This window comes from Flavobacterium sp. (assembly GCF_027482425.1).
In the GTDB taxonomy this organism is placed as follows: Bacteria; Bacteroidota; Bacteroidia; order Flavobacteriales; family Flavobacteriaceae; genus Flavobacterium.
Genome location: NZ_JAIXWA010000034.1, coordinates 23,146 through 39,835 on the forward strand (window position 1 = coordinate 23,146; position 16,690 = coordinate 39,835).

Annotated in this window: 18 protein-coding genes; 8 read left to right on the forward strand and 10 right to left on the reverse strand. The window is 39.6% G+C overall.

Annotation, left to right across the window (positions count from 1 at the left end; genetic code table 11):
* The first annotated feature begins 44 nt into the window (after window positions 1-44).
* Both Q0037_RS03970 and Q0037_RS03975 read left to right on the forward strand, forming a co-directional pair.
* Complete coding sequence (locus Q0037_RS03970; RefSeq protein ID WP_297515779.1) at window positions 45-716, forward strand: hypothetical protein; 672 nt, start codon at window positions 45-47, stop codon at window positions 714-716.
* Window positions 717-784: 68 nt separating this feature from the next.
* Entirely contained in the window at window positions 785-1,474 is a 690-nt protein-coding gene (locus tag Q0037_RS03975; protein ID WP_297515781.1) for a zinc metallopeptidase, read from the forward strand.
* A gap of 97 nt (window positions 1,475-1,571) precedes the next feature.
* Here the strand turns inward: Q0037_RS03975 and Q0037_RS03980 are convergent, their stop codons facing one another.
* The 5 genes from Q0037_RS03980 to Q0037_RS04000 all read right to left on the reverse strand — a co-directional run bounded on the left by Q0037_RS03980 (window position 1,572) and on the right by Q0037_RS04000 (window position 4,955).
* Window positions 1,572-1,856, reverse strand: coding sequence for a hypothetical protein (locus Q0037_RS03980; protein WP_297515784.1), 285 nt, complete (start codon window positions 1,854-1,856; stop codon window positions 1,572-1,574).
* A complete protein-coding gene (locus Q0037_RS03985; protein WP_297515787.1) occupies window positions 1,856-2,326 on the reverse strand; it encodes an Lrp/AsnC ligand binding domain-containing protein in 471 nt (156 codons plus the stop codon). The genes Q0037_RS03980 and Q0037_RS03985 overlap by 1 nt, the downstream gene beginning before the upstream one ends.
* 83 nt (window positions 2,327-2,409) lie before the next feature.
* Window positions 2,410-3,786, reverse strand: a complete 1,377-nt coding sequence (locus tag Q0037_RS03990; protein WP_297515790.1) for a saccharopine dehydrogenase C-terminal domain-containing protein — start codon at window positions 3,784-3,786, stop codon at window positions 2,410-2,412.
* A gap of 79 nt (window positions 3,787-3,865) precedes the next feature.
* Window positions 3,866-4,192, reverse strand: a complete 327-nt coding sequence (locus tag Q0037_RS03995; protein ID WP_297515793.1) for a hypothetical protein — start codon at window positions 4,190-4,192, stop codon at window positions 3,866-3,868.
* 1 nt (window position 4,193) lies between these two features.
* Window positions 4,194-4,955 carry a DUF3108 domain-containing protein gene (locus Q0037_RS04000; RefSeq protein ID WP_297515796.1) on the reverse strand — a complete coding sequence of 254 codons (762 nt, stop codon included), beginning with the start codon at window positions 4,953-4,955 and terminating at the stop codon, window positions 4,194-4,196.
* A gap of 117 nt (window positions 4,956-5,072) precedes the next feature.
* Here Q0037_RS04000 and Q0037_RS04005 point away from each other — a divergent pair, with 117 nt between their 5' ends.
* The gene (locus tag Q0037_RS04005; RefSeq protein ID WP_297515799.1) at window positions 5,073-5,459 is read left to right on the forward strand and encodes a DUF423 domain-containing protein; all 387 of its coding nucleotides are present in this window, start codon (window positions 5,073-5,075) and stop codon (window positions 5,457-5,459) included.
* Window positions 5,460-5,541: 82 nt separating this feature from the next.
* Window positions 5,542-7,167, forward strand: coding sequence for a phosphoenolpyruvate carboxykinase (ATP) (gene pckA, locus Q0037_RS04010; RefSeq protein ID WP_297515802.1), 1,626 nt, complete (start codon window positions 5,542-5,544; stop codon window positions 7,165-7,167).
* 125 nt (window positions 7,168-7,292) lie between these two features.
* Here pckA and Q0037_RS04015 read toward each other — a convergent pair whose 3' ends face one another.
* Both Q0037_RS04015 and Q0037_RS04020 read right to left on the reverse strand, forming a co-directional pair.
* Complete coding sequence (locus tag Q0037_RS04015; RefSeq protein WP_073360880.1) at window positions 7,293-8,051, reverse strand: uroporphyrinogen-III synthase; 759 nt, start codon at window positions 8,049-8,051, stop codon at window positions 7,293-7,295.
* A gap of 8 nt (window positions 8,052-8,059) precedes the next feature.
* Window positions 8,060-8,725: a DUF4271 domain-containing protein gene (locus Q0037_RS04020; RefSeq protein WP_297515806.1), complete on the reverse strand. Its 666-nt coding sequence runs from the start codon at window positions 8,723-8,725 to the stop codon at window positions 8,060-8,062.
* A 96-nt stretch (window positions 8,726-8,821) separates the two neighbouring features.
* Between Q0037_RS04020 and Q0037_RS04025 the strand changes: the two genes are divergently transcribed.
* The 3 genes from Q0037_RS04025 to Q0037_RS04035 are packed head-to-tail and all read left to right on the forward strand — an operon-like array spanning window position 8,822 to window position 11,271.
* On the forward strand, window positions 8,822-9,547 hold the full coding sequence (locus Q0037_RS04025; RefSeq protein ID WP_297515808.1) for a polyprenol monophosphomannose synthase: 726 nt from the start codon (window positions 8,822-8,824) through the stop codon (window positions 9,545-9,547).
* A 2-nt stretch (window positions 9,548-9,549) separates the two neighbouring features.
* Entirely contained in the window at window positions 9,550-10,884 is a 1,335-nt protein-coding gene (locus Q0037_RS04030; protein WP_297515811.1) for a dihydroorotase, read from the forward strand.
* A gap of 12 nt (window positions 10,885-10,896) precedes the next feature.
* Complete coding sequence (locus Q0037_RS04035) at window positions 10,897-11,271, forward strand: DUF4296 domain-containing protein (RefSeq protein ID WP_297515813.1); 375 nt, start codon at window positions 10,897-10,899, stop codon at window positions 11,269-11,271.
* Here Q0037_RS04035 and Q0037_RS04040 read toward each other — a convergent pair whose 3' ends face one another.
* Window positions 11,272-12,282 carry an NAD-dependent epimerase/dehydratase family protein gene (locus Q0037_RS04040; protein WP_297515816.1) on the reverse strand — a complete coding sequence of 337 codons (1,011 nt, stop codon included), beginning with the start codon at window positions 12,280-12,282 and terminating at the stop codon, window positions 11,272-11,274. It lies immediately after the preceding gene.
* Between the two features lie 313 nt (window positions 12,283-12,595).
* Between Q0037_RS04040 and tyrS the strand changes: the two genes are divergently transcribed.
* Entirely contained in the window at window positions 12,596-13,894 is a 1,299-nt protein-coding gene (tyrS, locus tag Q0037_RS04045) for a tyrosine--tRNA ligase (RefSeq protein ID WP_297515819.1), read from the forward strand.
* Between the two features lie 115 nt (window positions 13,895-14,009).
* Here the strand turns inward: tyrS and Q0037_RS04050 are convergent, their stop codons facing one another.
* Window positions 14,010-15,293 carry a nucleotide sugar dehydrogenase gene (locus tag Q0037_RS04050; RefSeq protein WP_297515901.1) on the reverse strand — a complete coding sequence of 428 codons (1,284 nt, stop codon included), beginning with the start codon at window positions 15,291-15,293 and terminating at the stop codon, window positions 14,010-14,012.
* 30 nt (window positions 15,294-15,323) lie between these two features.
* Window positions 15,324-16,682 (reverse strand): OmpA family protein, encoded by a 1,359-nt coding sequence (locus tag Q0037_RS04055; protein ID WP_297515822.1) that lies wholly within the window; start codon window positions 16,680-16,682, stop codon window positions 15,324-15,326.
* Window positions 16,683-16,690 lie beyond the last annotated feature (8 nt).

The following is a 16,690-nucleotide window of genomic DNA, read 5'->3' on the forward strand; positions in this document are numbered from 1 at the left end:
ATCAAGTTGAGAATTGTCGCTTAATTTTATAAAAAAACAATCATATGAAAAAAATTGTACTTGTTTTAGGAATGGTATTTCCTGTGTTGATGAGCGCGCAGGACGTGGCTAAAGATTCGATCAAAAAGAAACCCGATGTCGACTTTTACATTGGTGTTTCGTTTAATGCAAATCAGTCCTTGAATTTGAATCAAAAATTAAGAGCCGGAAATTTACCCGAAATGCGTGATGTGGCACCGGAGTTGACTTTTGGGTTAAATATTTTGGGCGAAAAGTACTCCGGGGATATTGAGTTTGGGACTTCATTTATTGAAAATAAAAAAGGCGATAATACGCTCAAATACTTGGGATTTAACACACGGGCTCGTTTTCATTATAACTTAATTCACAAACCCAAAGTGACTTTTGCTGGTGGTTTGTCGTTGGCCTACCAAACCAATCGCTACGATATTTATAGCAATAATAATACCACCGATTTAAATGTGTTGGATCCTGCGCTCAATAGCGGACATGTTAATTTAGACAACCGTATGTTGTATGCCGGACCCAATGTGATGTTGTACTTGTTTAAAAAATCGTCGTTCAAAATTCGTATAAACGCCGGCTACGAGTTGGCTTTAACCCGAGGAAGATACCGCTCTGAATACGGTAGCATCACCAACAATATCCAAGAAAACGGTAACAACCGCTTTGTGTTTGGAATTGCCTTTCTGTAATGCCACTTTGTCAGCGTTTCAATTTTGGCCTTTAATTTGAAGTGGTTAGATAAAAATTTCTGAAAAAAATGGGATCAGGTTATATGATTTTGGCACTCCTCATTATGGGAGCCAGTTGGTTGGTCAGTAGTCGTTTGAAAAGTAAATTTGAACACTACTCCAAATTGCATTTAAACAACGGCATGAGCGGACGAGAAATTGCCGAACAAATGTTGCACGATCACGGGATTTATGATGTAAAAGTGATTTCTACTACAGGAATGTTGACCGATCATTACAATCCCGTCGATAAAACGGTGAATTTAAGTGAAGGCGTGTACCATCAACGGAATGCTGCCGCTGCTGCCGTAGCCGCGCACGAATGTGGTCATGCGGTACAACATGCTATCGGCTACAAATGGCTTACGATGCGTTCACAACTCGTTCCTGTAGTGTCTTTTGCTTCGAATATTGTGCAATGGATATTACTCGCAGGGATTTTGATGATTAAAGCGTTTCCCTCGTTATTGTTGGTGGGTATCGTGTTGTTTGCGGCCACAACCCTTTTTTCCATCATTACCTTGCCTGTGGAATATGATGCTAGTCACCGAGCTTTGACTTGGTTGCGCGACAAACGCATAGTCAATCAAGCAGAGTATGCAGGAGCGGAAGATGCTTTAAAATGGGCGGCGCGAACCTATTTGGTAGCCGCCATTGGATCGATTGCCACGTTATTGTATTACGTGTCTATTTTTATGGGTAGTCGGGAGCGGGAGTAATGGGGCAACCTGTCTGCCGTTAGGTAGGTGTGTCAATGAGCCGATGTGTCAATTAGACAATGAAATAGGAATCCGTGGAGGGAATGCTTCACGGATTTTATTTTTTACCCGAGGAAAATAAAAACAGGAGAACAAATAAAGCGACCCATGCAACGCCGTGAATCAACATGCATTTGGCGTAATTTTTTTTACCAAAAAGTTGCCGTATAAGATGATTCATAAAATAAATCAAGCTAATGGGAATAAACAAATACATCAGTGCGATGCCCATATTGGGATTTTCAGCATCGCCCGGGAAAAGTTCGTAGCAAATACCAGCCGCTAAAAAGTAGAGGATGTAAAAACCTAAAGCAATATTTTCTTTGGAGAATTTGTTGAGCATCAGAGTTGAATTTGTCGTTCGATTTGTTGTTCCAAGGAGATAAACGTTTCCGTACGTGAAACCCCTTCAATAGGTTGGATTTTTTTATTGAGCAATTGCATCAAATGCTCGTTGTCTTTGCAAATGATTTTCACCAAAATACTCCAATTCCCTGTAGTATAGTGGCATTCCAATACTTCAGGGATTTTCCGCAGTTCCCGCACTGCTTCCGAGTTACTCGAGGCTTTGTCCAAATAAATGCCCACAAAGGCCATCGTGCGGTATCCCAAAACTTTGGTGTTGAGGATGAATTTGGAGCCCGAAATCACCTGCGCTTCTTCCAGTTTTTTTAACCGTTGGTGGATAGCAGCCCCAGAAATCCCAATGCTGTGGGCAATTTGCAATATCGGTTTACGCGCATCTTCCATCAAATGGCGTAAAATCTCTTTGTCGATACCGTCGATTTCAATTTGTAACTGATTTGCCTTCATTATAAAAAAATATACAGCAAAAATAGAAATTACAATTTTATATTTTCCATAAAAACACCTTAAGGCTTATGTTTTAGCATTTGTTATGGGGTGCCAATAATTTTATCGGGATTGTAGCCAATGTACGGCAACTTAGTTTCTTTAAACACGACGCCATATTCCTCCAATTCGGCCAAAATCGGTTCATACACTTCTTTTCGAATCGGTAGTTGTACCCCTGGAGTGGTAATTGTTCCATTTAAAATATGCAAAGTCGCCATAGCCACCGGTAAGCCTACTGTTTTGGCCATTGCGGTATAGGTTTGGTCGTCACCGATACAGACCATCTTGGAATCAATTTGCTCTTCTTTCCCATTCAAACGGTAGCCAAATTTATGATACATTACAATCATGTCTTTGTCATGGGGGGCTAACGTCCATTTTTGGGTAAGAATGTGCTCTAGAATCTGAGCCGGGGTAGCGTTTTTGAGTCCAATTTTCTTATCGCTATTAAACAAATCCAGTTCAATGAGTTTTTCCCACATCACATCATCTTGTTCAATGCCCAATTGCAAACGCATTTTGATCTCTACCGAATCGGAGGGGTGGTAGGGGAGGAAGGAATTTATATAATCGCGGTAACTCATGTGTTCGGAGTTTTCCATCACATAGGTGTCATCGGTCATTCCGAGTTGCACAAACATATTCCAAGCGCGCGAATACCCTACACGACGAATGGTGCCGCGGTATAGCGTTAGCACATCATCCAACCCATACACACTGCGGTATTTCAAAGAATCCCGATTGGCATAAGCTTCAAATTTGCCATAGCCTTCAACGTGTAAAAACTCCGTGCGTCGGAACAAACGATGGTAAGGAATGTACTTGTATTTTCCTTCTTGAATAAATTTTGCTGCGCCGCCTTGTCCTGCCAAGACCACATTGCGAGGCGCCCAAGTGAATTTATAATTCCACAAATTCGTATCGGATTCAGGGGCCACTAAGCCACCACAAAACGATTCAAAAAGCAACATTTCACCGCCTTGTTCCCGTATGGCATCAATTACTTGCATGGCACTCATGTGATCAATGCCTGGGTCCAAACCAATTTCATTCATAAAAATCAAATTATGGGCTTTGGCTTCCCCGTCTAAAGCTTGCATCGCCTCCGAAATGTAGGAAGCGGTTACCATGTGTTTTTTAAAAAGAATACAGTCTTTGGCGACTTCGATATGCATGTGAGCAGGCAGCATCGAAATCACAAGGTCTGCTTTGGCTACTTCTGATTGACGCTGTGCCGTATTTTGAATATCCAATTGAATCGCCGTTGCATTGGGATGGTTTCGGGTTTTGCGTTGCGCTAATTCCAAAGACAAATCCCCAATAGTTAAATGAAGTTGTTGCGATTGGGATTTTTCCAATAAATAATTGATTAAGGAAGAGGCAGAGCGCCCAGCTCCGATGATGAGTACGTTTCTCATGACGTTAGTTTGTTGTGCGACAAATGTATAAAAAGCCCCACGTTAAAAACAAAAAAGTCTGCGTAAATGCAGACTTCAATTATTCAAGCTCTTTTTCTAAGTCTTCCAACTCTTGTTGGGCTTCTTGTTTCGCTTCCACTTTCTGTTGTTCAAACGCCGCATCTTTTTCAACGGTTTCCTCAATTAAAAAGGTTTTCCCCAACACGCCTAAAGCACAAATATAAGTCACAATAAACAAACGCTTTGGCCATTTTCGCTCCAAAGGCGAAGATTTCCAAAAGGCCAAACTGATGCACAAAAGCGCGGGAACGATAGCGACAAAGGCTAACGTATCTAGGGGCAAAATCGAAAACAGTATACTCAATACCGTAAACACATAAGCCAAAACCATGAAAACTTTTCTCATATTAAAGTCCCGTTGCTGAGGTTAGTTTTAATTCTCCTGTGCCTACTGGAATGCTGAATTTCATCAATGCGGGAACTTTATGTGCATCGGCAGTTAACCAAATGAGGTTTTTGTCTTTACCGCGGAGCGCATTGGTTTTGGCGCCAATGGATAATTTGTAGCACGATTTGGTGCCTAGATTTCCAGCGGCTATAGATTCAGTTCCCATAAACTTCAAGGTAACCGGAATCTCTTTTTCGTCAAAAACAATGGTAAACGATTTGGTTTGTCCCGATTTCATTTTTGAAAAATCAACCGTACGTAATTTGTACAACAGCGTAATCGCATCGACGGTATTTGCGCCTACAGTAAACGTGCGCGTCGTTTCAGGGCGTTTGCGTTTTTGAACGGTACTTGTAACCTGATTTCCTTTGAATACGTATTTTTCTTTTTTGGTATACCCCCCTTCATCAATGTTACGTTTGTACAAATTGGGTTTTAGACTACCAGGAGTTACATACGTTTCATAAAGGTCACGTATTTTAAAGAATTTGTCCCATTTACTAAAGGTAGACAACTCACAGCTTAAATGTAAGTATTGATTTTTGGATGTATTCACGTTTTCCGTACTCATCGTCACTTGTGCGATATGTGTCATGAGTCCGCTCATATTGTACGAGCCGGCATAGACCAATTTTTCACCCGCATCAATTCCATTTCCCTCATCCGCTTTAAAGGATACAAGGAACAATAAAAAAAAGGGCAACAATAGTATTTTTTTCATAATTAAAAATTGTTTGCAAATATAAAACTTCTTACACCGTTTTGCGTGAAAGAAAAGTCAAAATCCAATTGGTAATCGGGGAGATAACCGGTATTTTTGTAAAATATTGTTTGCGATATGGATAAAAAAATACTTTCTGCTGCAGGATTTTTCGGAATGACGGGCATTCTATTAGGGGCTTTTGGTGCCCATGGTTTAAAAACGTTACTTTCTGAAGAAGCATTGGTAACTTTCGAAACGGGGGTAAAATACCAAATGTACCATGCTTTGTTTTTACTTTTTGTGGGTTTGAATTCCCATTTGACTTCAACGATGCGAACCCTTTTGTTTCGATTAATTGTCTTCGGAATTATTTTGTTCTCGGGGTCTATTTATTTACTGGCTACCAAGAGTTTAACGGGTTTGGAGTTAAAGATTTTAGGTCCAATTACACCGGTTGGAGGACTTTGTTTTGCTGGGGCTTGGGGCGTGCTGATGTTTACCTATTTAAAGAAAAAAGCATAAAATTTCACTCAACTACAACGTTGTAATAATTAATTTTTACCTTTGTAGTCTAATTGAGGTTAACACAACAAACGCATTGTCAATGGATAACTACACCCCAACTACGAAATCGATTTCGTTGGAAAAATATGGGATTACAAATGTTCAAGAAATTGTCTATAATCCTAGCTATGAACAATTGTATCATGAAGAATTAAGTCCAGAGCTTTCTGGGTACGAACGCGGTCAAATGTCGGAGTTAGGGGCAGTTAATGTGATGACGGGAGAATTTACAGGACGCTCCCCAAAAGACAAGTATATTGTAAAGGATGCCGTGACCGAAAACACCATTTGGTGGAATTCAGACAAAGCGGCCAACGATAACAAACCGATTTCTCCAGCTACTTGGGATGCTTTAAAAGAAACAACGGTGCAGCAATTGTCAGGAAAACGATTGTTTGTCGTGGATGCGTTTTGTGGCGCCAACGAAAATACCCGTTTGAAAGTTCGCTTTATCATGGAAGTCGCTTGGCAAGCGCATTTTGTAAAAAATATGTTCATTCGTCCTACTGATGAGGAACTCGATCAGTTTGGAGAGCCCGATTTTGTGGTGATGAACGGTTCCAAGACTTCCTTTAAAGATTATGCTGCTCACGGGTTGAATTCAGAAGTATATATCGCCTTTAACCTTACCGAGAAAATGCAACTTATCGGAGGCACTTGGTATGGTGGTGAAATGAAAAAAGGCATGTTTGCCATGATGAATTATTACCTTCCTTTGCAAGGAATGGCTTCGATGCATTGTTCGGCCAATAAAGGAAAAGACGGGGATGTTGCCGTTTTCTTTGGGTTGTCGGGTACCGGGAAAACAACCTTGTCAACCGACCCGAAGCGTGAATTGATTGGTGATGATGAACACGGCTGGGACAATGAAGGTGTCTTCAACTTTGAAGGCGGTTGTTATGCCAAAACGATTGACTTAAGCAAAGAAAACGAACCCGATATTTTTGGGGCCATCAAACGCGATGCGCTTCTCGAAAATGTAACCTTAGATGCTCAAGGTATTATCGATTTTAAAGATGGTTCAGTTACCCAAAACACCCGAGTATCGTATCCGATTTACCATATTCATAATATCGTTACCCCGGTGTCTAAAGCGGGACATGCCACTAAGGTTATCTTTTTAACGGCCGATGCTTTTGGTGTTATGCCTCCGGTTTCTAAGTTAACACCCGAGCAAACCAAGTACTACTTTTTGTCTGGATTTACTGCAAAATTAGCAGGAACAGAGCGCGGTGTAACGCAACCCGAACCTACTTTCTCTGCATGTTTTGGGAAGGCATTCTTAACGCTTCATCCTACCAAATATGGAGAAGAGTTGGTTAAAAAAATGGATGCACACAAAGCCACTGCGTATATGGTTAATACAGGTTGGAACGGTTCAGGGAAACGAATTTCTATCAAAGATACCCGTGCTATAATTGACGCGATCTTAGATGGTTCGATTGAAAATACACCTACTAAAATGATTCCTATTTTCAATTTTGAAGTGCCAACTGCGCTTCATGATGTTAACGCTGCCATTTTAGATCCGCGCGATACGTATACAGATGCTCAAGAATGGGAAACGAAAGCTGAAGATTTAGCCGGCCGATTCATCAAAAACTTTGTGCAATACACCGATAATGAAGAGGGCACGCGATTAGTATTGGCGGGACCGCAATTGTAAATAAAAACAAACAAACTAAACTAACCAACGAAAAAGTCCAACATTAAGGTGTTGGGCTTTTTTTATGAGCAAAAAAAATCCCAAATGCAATTGAATTTGGGATAAAATGATAAAATTTATGAGAATTATTTTCCTTTATTGACTTCAGCGACATATTTTTCAAGCGCCATAGTCATGGAAGGAGTGTCGGGAGTTGGCGCCAGAATATCGATGCGTAACCCGTGTTCCAAAGCCTCTTTTTGCGTTGTGCTTCCGAAAACCGCAATACGCGTGTTGTTTTGCTTGAAGTCAGGGAAGTTTTTGAAAAGCGACTTAATTCCTGTAGGACTGAAAAACGCTAAGATATCATAGTAAACATCGGCCAAATCCGATAAATCACTCATCACGGTTTTGTAAAACGTTCCCGCTGTCCAATCAATTTTCAAATTGTTGAGCGTTTGAGGGATATCGGCATTCAATTGATCGGATGAAGGCAATAAAAACTTTTCGTCTTTATATTTTTTGAATAGCGAAGACATATCAGCAAAGTCTTTTTGACCCACATAGATTTTACGTTTGCGGTATACCACGTATTTCTGTAAGTAATAGGCAATAGCTTCCGATTGACAAAAATAACGTAAATCTTCAGGTACTTTATACCGCATTTCTTCAGCGACACGGAAAAAATGATCCACGGCATTTTTGCTGGTTAAAATGATTGCGGTAAACTGACTGAGATCAATTTTCTGAGCTCGGACATCTTTTGCACTCACACCTTCAACATGAATAAAAGAGCGAAAATCAACTTTCACTTTATGCTTTTGCATCAAATCATGATAAGGTGAATTCTCAACTTTTGGTTCGGGTTGGGATACCAAAATGGTTCTCACTTTTAGACTAGACATCGTTTGCTCTAATTTTTGGTAATCAAATAATATATGAAATAATAGGGCGCTATTTCAAGTGCGCAAAGATACAAAATAAAATAAAACAACTTTCCTGTTATAATATTTTGATGATTTTTTAAAGAAAACAGATAAGTTAATATGTTTATGGCGAGAATAGTGATAATAATTATAGAAATGAGTGTGTTTGTTGTGAAATCTCCATAAAACAAAATCAAAGAAATAGGGAAAAGCAGTAGTCCGATGTAGGTTCTGAAGTTAACTTTCTGTAAATTAAACTCATCGATAAGTTCTTCAACATCAAACGTAACTGCAATTATCTTTTCAATCAAAAACTTGGAAAGGATGAATACAAACAATCCGGTAAATACGCGAATGAAGAGTAGCCAATCTGTTTTTTCGCCCCATCCATTGTGTGCCAAAACGATTTGAATAAAAAAGGAGAGGGAAATTAAATTGACGACAAACAATAATATATTAAATCCACTCCATAAATGCGAGCTTTCGCGATATATTTTGGTGTATTTGTCCGATACCAAAAGACGGATATAGTCATTGAACCGACTTTCAAAAGCTGTTCGTGCAATGACAACCAAACCCAGCGCAACCACAAAAATGAGGGTTGCCCAATCGTAGGGTAAGACAATACGGGGTTGAAATTCGCAGGCTATCATGGGGTACAAAAGTAATGATTTTTTTACCCTTTTGTATTATGAAATTATTAGCGTTATGGGATTTAATTTTGACTATTTTTGCAAAAATATCACTTCATGGAGCAACGCATAATTATCATTCCCACCTATAATGAAATCGAAAATATTGAAGCCATTATTCGTGCTGTTTTTGCGCTCTCGATGCCCTTTCACGTGCTGATTGTTGATGACAATTCTCCCGACGGAACTGCGGATAAAGTTCGGGAATTGCAAGGTGAATTTTCTTCGCAATTGTTTTTGGAAGTTCGTACTAAAAAAGCAGGTCTTGGCACGGCCTATGTTCACGGTTTTCAATGGGCCTTACGTCAGCAGTACACATTTATTTTTGAAATGGATGCCGACTTTTCTCACAACCCAGAGGACTTACCGCGATTGTGGGAGGCTTGTGCTGTAGGTGGTGCCGATATCGCGGTGGGATCGCGGTATGTTACGGGCGTAAATGTCGTCAATTGGCCTTTGAGTCGTGTGTTGCTTTCCTATTTTGCATCGGTTTATGTCCGTTTAATTACAGGGATGAAAATCATGGACACCACGGCCGGATATGTATGTTATCGGCGTAAGGTACTAGAGACTATACCCCTACATGCTATCAAATTCGTGGGGTATGCGTTTCAAATTGAAATGAAATACCGTGCATGGGCCAAACGATTTATCATTAAAGAAGTTCCGGTCATCTTCACTGATCGTACCAAAGGACAATCCAAAATGAGTGGTTCTATTATTAAAGAAGCGGTTTTTGGGGTTTTGTCGTTACGCATAAAAAAACTATTTAACCAGTTGTAATCATGGAATCAACGCTCATAAAAAACGCAACGCTTGTCAATGAAGGACAAATTACCATAGCCGATGTTCTTATTGAAGGGGAACGTATTGTAAAAATAGGATCCGATTTATCGGCTAGTGGCGCACGCGTTATCAATGCTGAAGGACACTATTTGTTGCCGGGTATTATTGACGATCAAGTTCATTTTCGCGATCCGGGTCTCACCCACAAAGGCGATATTGAATCGGAAAGTCGGGCGGCAATAGCGGGCGGTATCACTTCCTATATTGATCAACCAAATACGGTTCCGCATGCGGTGACACAAGAGTTGTTGGCTCAAAAATACCAAAATGCCATGGGCCGTTCGTATGCCAATTATTCTTTCATGATGGGCGGTACCAATGACAATCTGGAGGAAATTTTAAAAACAAATCCACGCGATGTGGCCGGGTTGAAACTCTTTTTGGGTTCTTCAACAGGCGATATGTTGGTCGATAGTTCAGCAGCTATTGAAGCGATTTTTGAAGCGACACCCCTTTTGATCGCGGTGCATTGTGAAGATGAAACCACGGTGAAAACCAATTTAGCGCACTACAAAGAACAATTTGGGGAGGATATCCCCGTTCATTATCATCCTTTGATTCGAACGGAGGAAGCCTGTTATCTTTCTTCTTCGAAAACCGTGGCTTTAGCCAAAAAAACAGGGGCACGATTGCATGTGTTTCATATTTCTACCGCCAAAGAGCTCGACTTATTCGACAATACTTTGCCCTTGGAAGCCAAAAAAATTACAGCTGAAGTTTGTATCCATCATCTTTGGTTTACCGATGCTGATTACGCCACTCGTGGGAGTTTAATCAAGTGGAATCCAGCGGTGAAAACGGCAGCCGATCGAGAAGCCCTATGGAAAGCCTTGATTGACGGACGTATCGATGTAGTAGCCACCGACCACGCTCCACATACCCTAGAAGAGAAAAGTCAGGTTTACACCAAAGCGCCATCGGGTGGCCCCTTAGTACAACACGCGTTAACGGCGATGTTGGAAGCGGTACATAAGGGGAAAATTACCTTGGAAAAAGTCGTAGAAAAAATGGCACATAATCCAGCGGTATTGTTCAAAATTGAAGATCGCGGTTTTGTTCGGGAAGGGTATTACGCCGATTTAGTGTTGGTAAATCCAAAAGCTTCTTGGACGGTTACGAAAGAAAATGTGCTGTACAAGTGCGGTTGGTCACCGATGGAAGGCACGACTTTTCACCACCAAGTTACCCATACTTTTGTCAATGGAACGTTGGCCTATGAAAAGGGTACGGTGCACCCCATTCCGGCTGGAAAACGTTTATTGTTTAACCGCTAATCCTAAAGTTCCATGAAAAAAGGGATGTTCTTTCTCGCGTTATCCATACTGTTGTTTTCTTGTAAAGAGGATGTTTTACCTCCGCCCAAAAAGAAAGTGGATCGGGAAACCATGATTAATATATTGTATGATTTGGCGGTTTTAGAAGCAGCCCGCTCACAGTCCTTTTCCACACAAGTAAATTATCCTACCGCAGTCGTATTTGTCAAAGAAAAGTACAAAATTGACAGTTTAACGCTGGCCGAGAATACCAAGTATTATGCGTCTGATTTGAAGGATTATAAAAAAATGTATGAGGAAGTTCGAAAACGATTGGATCAAAATCGAAACATGGGTTCGTCTCCACCGCCTTCTTCAATACCAGATGCAGGAGGTGTGGTAAAATAATTATCGAAACGCCTCAATGATTTGGTCGATGTATGCGTCAATCGGTTGAAAGGTATAATCGAACGTGCGTTTAACTTTCTCGTTTGAAATCTGTTCTATACTACACAACGATGCCGCACTTTGACGGGATAATTTTCTGGATCGGCCGGAAAGTAAGGAGAGCAGTTTATCCAAGCGCCATCCCAAAGCAAGCATCCAAGGTTTGGCCTCAAAGCCAGGTTTTTTGACACCGAGTTTATCGGCAATGGTAAACTGAATGTCTTTAAAACTCCGATTCTCGGCCACCAAAGCGAACCGTTCCCCGTGGATAGGGGCTTCCATCACTTTTTTCATCAAAATCACTACATCTTGAACACTAATGTAAGCACTGAAACCTTGGGTGTAAAACGGTAATCCTTTTTTAATTGACGTAAATAAACTGCCACTGCCTTTGTGCGCGTCCCAATTTGAAGGATACGGGCCTAAAATTATTCCCGGATTGACAATAACCACTTGCAATCCCTCTTGTTGTCCACGCCATACTTCCATTTCGGCACCGTATTTTGTAAGGGCATAATCACTATGGAGTACTTCAGGATTCCATTCGGTTTCTTCATCGATAACCGTTTGATTTTGCAACGAGTCGCCTAAAGCTGCAATCGAACTGACATGACAAAGTTTTTGGATGTTTTTGTCGATGCATACATTAACTATATTGGCGGTGCCTTCGATGTTTATTTTTCGCAGCGCTGATTCATCATTAGGATTGAACGAAATTTGAGCCGCACAATGATAGACATGGGTTACCTTTTCAAAAGCGATTTCCAATGAAGGAATATTTGTGATGTCCCCCTCGACCCAATCAATGTGATCAAACAAAGTCTCTTTTTGGTACCAAGCAAATACACTGCGCGTTTTTTCGATTTGTTGGGTATCACGGTAAATGGCCCGCACAGGGGATTCACCCTCTTGTATCAAATGCAACAAAAGGTGAGCGCCCACTAATCCGGTACCTCCAGTAACCAAAATCATAGGTGTAAAAGTACATCAAATTCCTCACAAAAGTTGTTGTGTTAACAGGCTTCTTAAGAAACTAAACACAAAATAAAGTAGACGAGAACCGCAAACAATGCATAAACCGCAAATACTTTTAGAAATAATTTTTTCATGGCGAATAAAATAGCGTTTGAACTTAGTTTCAAAGATAGCGTCTCATTTTAGCATTTTGGTATGCAAAAAGTGTCGTCTTTGTTAAAATTTTTCTCTGTTTTTTGAAGCATCCAATGTATGGGTTGGCACGAAAAAAAGATTATTTTCACCTATCTTTGCGCAAATTTTTTTACCCATGAACAATTTAGTAGCCGAATTACAATGGCGGGGATTGGTGCACGATATGATGCCCGGCACCGAGGAGCAATTGATGAAAGAGCCCACATCGGTGTACATCGGATTTGACCCTACCAGTGATTCTTTGCATATTGGGAGTTTAGTCCCTATCATTTTATTGGTTCATTTGAAAAATTTTGGCCATCGTCCCATTGCTTTGGTAGGGGGTGCGACAGGAATGATTGGCGATCCTTCTGGGAAATCCGATGAGCGAAACCTGTTGGATGAAGCTACGTTACAAAAAAATGTGGACGGCATCAAAGGGGTGTTGTCACGTTTTTTGGATTTCAATGCCGAAGGCCCTACCGCTCCTGTTTTGGTCAACAATTACGATTGGATGAAGGAGTTTTCATTTATCGCTTTTGCCCGTGATGTAGGGAAACGAATTACGGTAAACTATATGATGGCGAAGGATTCGGTGAAAAAAAGGCTAAGTGGTGAAGCGGCTGCGGGGATGAGTTTTACCGAGTTCACCTATCAGTTAATTCAAGGGTATGATTTTTATTATTTGCACAAGCATTACCATTGTTTGTTGCAAATGGGTGGCTCTGATCAGTGGGGCAATATTACTACGGGAACTGAATTGGTGCGTCGTATGAATGATGAACATGCGAAAGCGTATGCGATGACTTGTCCCTTAATTACCAAAGCCGACGGTTCAAAATTTGGTAAAAGTGAAGGGGGCAATGTTTGGTTGACTGCTGATAAAACTTCGGTGTATAAATTTTACCAATTTTGGTTGAACACGACCGATGCGGATGCGGAGAAATACATCAAAATATTTACGTTTTTAGATCAAGAAACGGTGGCAGCATTAATTGAAGAGCATCTACAAGCTCCCCATCTTCGGGTATTGCAAAAGCGTTTGGCCGAAGAAGTGACGGTTTTTGTGCATGGCCGTGAGGAATACGATAAAGCGGTATTTGCTTCGGCAGCCTTTTTTAGTCCCACGATGGAAGAACTAAAGCAGCTCGATCAACAAACCTTTTTGGAGGTGTTTGAAGGGGTTCCAGTGGCCAATTTACCAACATCGGCGATTGCAGATAACGGTTTGGATATGGTAGGCGCTTTAGCCGCAAAAACCAATTTTTTAAGCTCCAATAGTGAAGCGATGCGCGAATTAAAACAGCATGCCATTTCTTTGAATAAAGTCAAAGTGACTCAGGAGCATAAAATTACTTCCCAAGATTTAATCCATGGCAAATATGTATTACTTCAAAAAGGGAAAAAGAATTATTACTTGATTGTTGTCGAATAAATGAGAAGGTCCGAAAGGGCCTTTTTTTAGAACGAAAAGACAATATTTTACCATTTATCCCTATTTGATGCTTTATCTATGCTCTTGAGAAGGCTTTGGACTGTCTTAAATTGACTTATAATTTTCCATCAACTTCGCAGGATAGAAAACTTTTAACATCATATACAACCGATTTCTTTTTTAAGTAGAGAATGGGGTCAAAAGTTTTGAATTCATCATGCTTTACTGCAAGAACTGCGACGTGATACTTTTGATTTTTTGGAATTTGCTTCAAGAGATTAATGTTAAGCGTCTTTTTAACTTCAATTTTATCGGCAATGGGGTCGTATACATCTACTAAAAATCCAAATTCTACCAAGGATTTATATAGATCAATCACTTTCGTATTTCGAATATCATTGCAGTTTTCCTTAAATGTTATTCCTAACAGCAATAATCTAGCATTTTTAATTTTAATCTTCTTCTCAAGAGCAATTTTTACGACTTCGTAGGCAATATATGTACTCATACTATCATTCATTCTTCGGCCTGAGAGAATAATTTCGGGATGATATCCGAGTTCTTGTGCTTTATGGGCTAAGTAATACGGATCAACGCCTATACAATGTCCACCCACCATTCCAGGTCTAAAATTGATAAAGTTCCATTTTGTAGAAGCAGCATCTAGGACTTCATTGGTATTAATTGCCAAGAGATTAAATATTTTAGCCAATTCATTTACAAAAGCAATATTGATGTCTCTTTGCGCATTTTCGATGACTTTGGAAGCTTCGGCCACTTTAATGCTTGATACAGGGAACGTTCCGGCTGTAATTATAGATTTGTATAAATTGTCAATTTTTAAAGCAGTTTCTGGTGTTGAACCAGAAGTAATCTTAACAATATTTTCAAGGGTATTTACTTTGTCACCAGGATTAATTCGTTCTGGAGAATACCCTACGAAAAAGTCTTTATTGTAATGAAGAGAACTGTTTTTTTCAATTACAGGAACACAAATTTCTTCGGTAGCACCGGGATAAACAGTAGATTCAAAAATTACAATAGCTCCTTTATCTATTACTTTACCCACAGTTTCACTCGCTTTTATAAGTGGCGTAAAATCAGGGTTATTAAATTTATCAACTGGAGTTGGAACAGTTACGATGTAAATGTCTGCTTTTCGAATATCATCGATTTTACTTGTGAAGAAAATTCCTTGTGATGCATCTAAACTTTGTTTTGTTACGCATTTTAAATCATTTGCCGTAACTTCATTTGTTTTGTCGTTGAACTGACCTAATTCAACTATTCTTTTTCTATTAATATCAAATCCAATGACATTATATTTTTGAGCAAAAAGAACACCCAAAGGCAGGCCAACATAACCTAAACCAATAACTACAATTTTCATTTTATCGATGCGAGTGAAAGTCTTCTAAATGGTTTAAAACTAATTAAGTTTAAAAATTACTCTTCGTACTAGTTTTCGGGCTTCAGAAGCATTGACGTCAACAGTTTGATCCATGCCTCCAGAAATTGCGGTTATACGATTGGATTCAATCCCCGATTTTTCTAATATATCTTTTACATTGTTGGCTCGAGCCAAAGCAAGTCTTTTATTGTATTCTTTGTCGCCTTTTGCGTCAGCATAACCAACAATTGTGATATTTGCTGAGGGGTTTTGTTTCAAATAATTCAAGACAAAATAAATACCATCATAGGATATAGCATTTGGGGTTGCACTATCAATATCAAACAATATTGAAATGTAGCCCTCATCAATCGATCGTTTGAAGAACTCAGCAGATTCTGGATCATTATTTTTTGCTATTGTTTTGGATTGTTCTACACTTCCATACTTCGTTTCTAAATAACGCTCTAATTCATCCGGCACACCGTTTTTGTTTACATCAATCATTACTCCTCTCGTATCAACGGCTACACCAGCGACTGAATTATTTTCGATATCAAGATAATCAGGTACGCCATCTTTATCAGCATCATTCATTTTTATTTCCAAGTCTTCAACACGTTTTTTTAACGCATTATTTTTTGCTTCTAGGTCAACGATTTCTTTGTTATCAGATTTCCATTTTAATTGTTTTCCAAAAGAGTATGAAAAACCAAGAGACACATTAATCATGTGTCCATATAAATTCTGATCTGGATTTGAATACACACCATCCCAAGTATAATGTTGTCTAAAGTTATGAATTGTAACCAAGTCCAAATGAACAAAGCCTTGTTTGGTGATGCGATACATAGGCATCAATCCTAAGACAACCCCACCATTGAGTTCGCGTCTTCCTGAAATAGGGTTTTTATCGGAAGTAACTTCCTGAAATGTTGATAAAACAATACCCGAATGAAGCATAAATTTAAAACGTGAATCTTCACTATTAAACTTTAGGAAAGAATTCAAGTCAACCATAGCTTCAATCCCTAAACGAAACTGAGCGGTTTCAAAGGGTTTGCTTTTATTTTCCTTTTCTCGAAAGCGATCAAAAGCAAAGGTGCCTCGGATACCGATAGTTCTATTTAAGGTATATGTTGCTCCAATAGTGTAGGAGTTTATGTCAAGGACACCGAATTTCTTCTTATTATTCGTTGAAAAGTAATTTTCTGAATAAGGCGTAATTCCTTTACTCTCGCCGACTGAAAATTCAAATCGCCAACGATAATTATTTAGTTTTGAAATAGTGGAGTCAATTTCTTTTCCATTTACACTGTCTAACATCGCTACATTTTCTTGAGCGGATGCCCATTGAAAAATTAAGGACAAGAATAAGAATTTGAAGGTAGTTTTCATGAATTTAA

Bases quoted from the DNA above. Each gene is read 5' to 3' on its own strand.
- Q0037_RS03970 (WP_297515779.1), top strand. From the start codon at position 45: ATGAAAAAAATTGTACTTGTTTTAGGAATGGTATTTCCTGTGTTGATG.
- Q0037_RS03975 (WP_297515781.1), top strand. From the start codon at position 785: ATGGGATCAGGTTATATGATTTTGGCACTCCTCATTATGGGAGCCAGT.
- Q0037_RS03980 (WP_297515784.1), bottom strand. From the start codon at position 1,856: ATGCTCAACAAATTCTCCAAAGAAAATATTGCTTTAGGTTTTTACATC.
- Q0037_RS03985 (WP_297515787.1), bottom strand. From the start codon at position 2,326: ATGAAGGCAAATCAGTTACAAATTGAAATCGACGGTATCGACAAAGAG.
- Q0037_RS03990 (WP_297515790.1), bottom strand. From the start codon at position 3,786: ATGAGAAACGTACTCATCATCGGAGCTGGGCGCTCTGCCTCTTCCTTA.
- Q0037_RS03995 (WP_297515793.1), bottom strand. From the start codon at position 4,192: ATGAGAAAAGTTTTCATGGTTTTGGCTTATGTGTTTACGGTATTGAGT.
- Q0037_RS04000 (WP_297515796.1), bottom strand. From the start codon at position 4,955: ATGAAAAAAATACTATTGTTGCCCTTTTTTTTATTGTTCCTTGTATCC.
- Q0037_RS04005 (WP_297515799.1), top strand. From the start codon at position 5,073: ATGGATAAAAAAATACTTTCTGCTGCAGGATTTTTCGGAATGACGGGC.
- pckA (WP_297515802.1), top strand. From the start codon at position 5,542: ATGGATAACTACACCCCAACTACGAAATCGATTTCGTTGGAAAAATAT.
- Q0037_RS04015 (WP_073360880.1), bottom strand. From the start codon at position 8,051: ATGTCTAGTCTAAAAGTGAGAACCATTTTGGTATCCCAACCCGAACCA.
- Q0037_RS04020 (WP_297515806.1), bottom strand. From the start codon at position 8,725: ATGATAGCCTGCGAATTTCAACCCCGTATTGTCTTACCCTACGATTGG.
- Q0037_RS04025 (WP_297515808.1), top strand. From the start codon at position 8,822: ATGGAGCAACGCATAATTATCATTCCCACCTATAATGAAATCGAAAAT.
- Q0037_RS04030 (WP_297515811.1), top strand. From the start codon at position 9,550: ATGGAATCAACGCTCATAAAAAACGCAACGCTTGTCAATGAAGGACAA.
- Q0037_RS04035 (WP_297515813.1), top strand. From the start codon at position 10,897: ATGAAAAAAGGGATGTTCTTTCTCGCGTTATCCATACTGTTGTTTTCT.
- Q0037_RS04040 (WP_297515816.1), bottom strand. From the start codon at position 12,282: ATGATTTTGGTTACTGGAGGTACCGGATTAGTGGGCGCTCACCTTTTG.
- tyrS (WP_297515819.1), top strand. From the start codon at position 12,596: ATGAACAATTTAGTAGCCGAATTACAATGGCGGGGATTGGTGCACGAT.
- Q0037_RS04055 (WP_297515822.1), bottom strand. From the start codon at position 16,682: ATGAAAACTACCTTCAAATTCTTATTCTTGTCCTTAATTTTTCAATGG.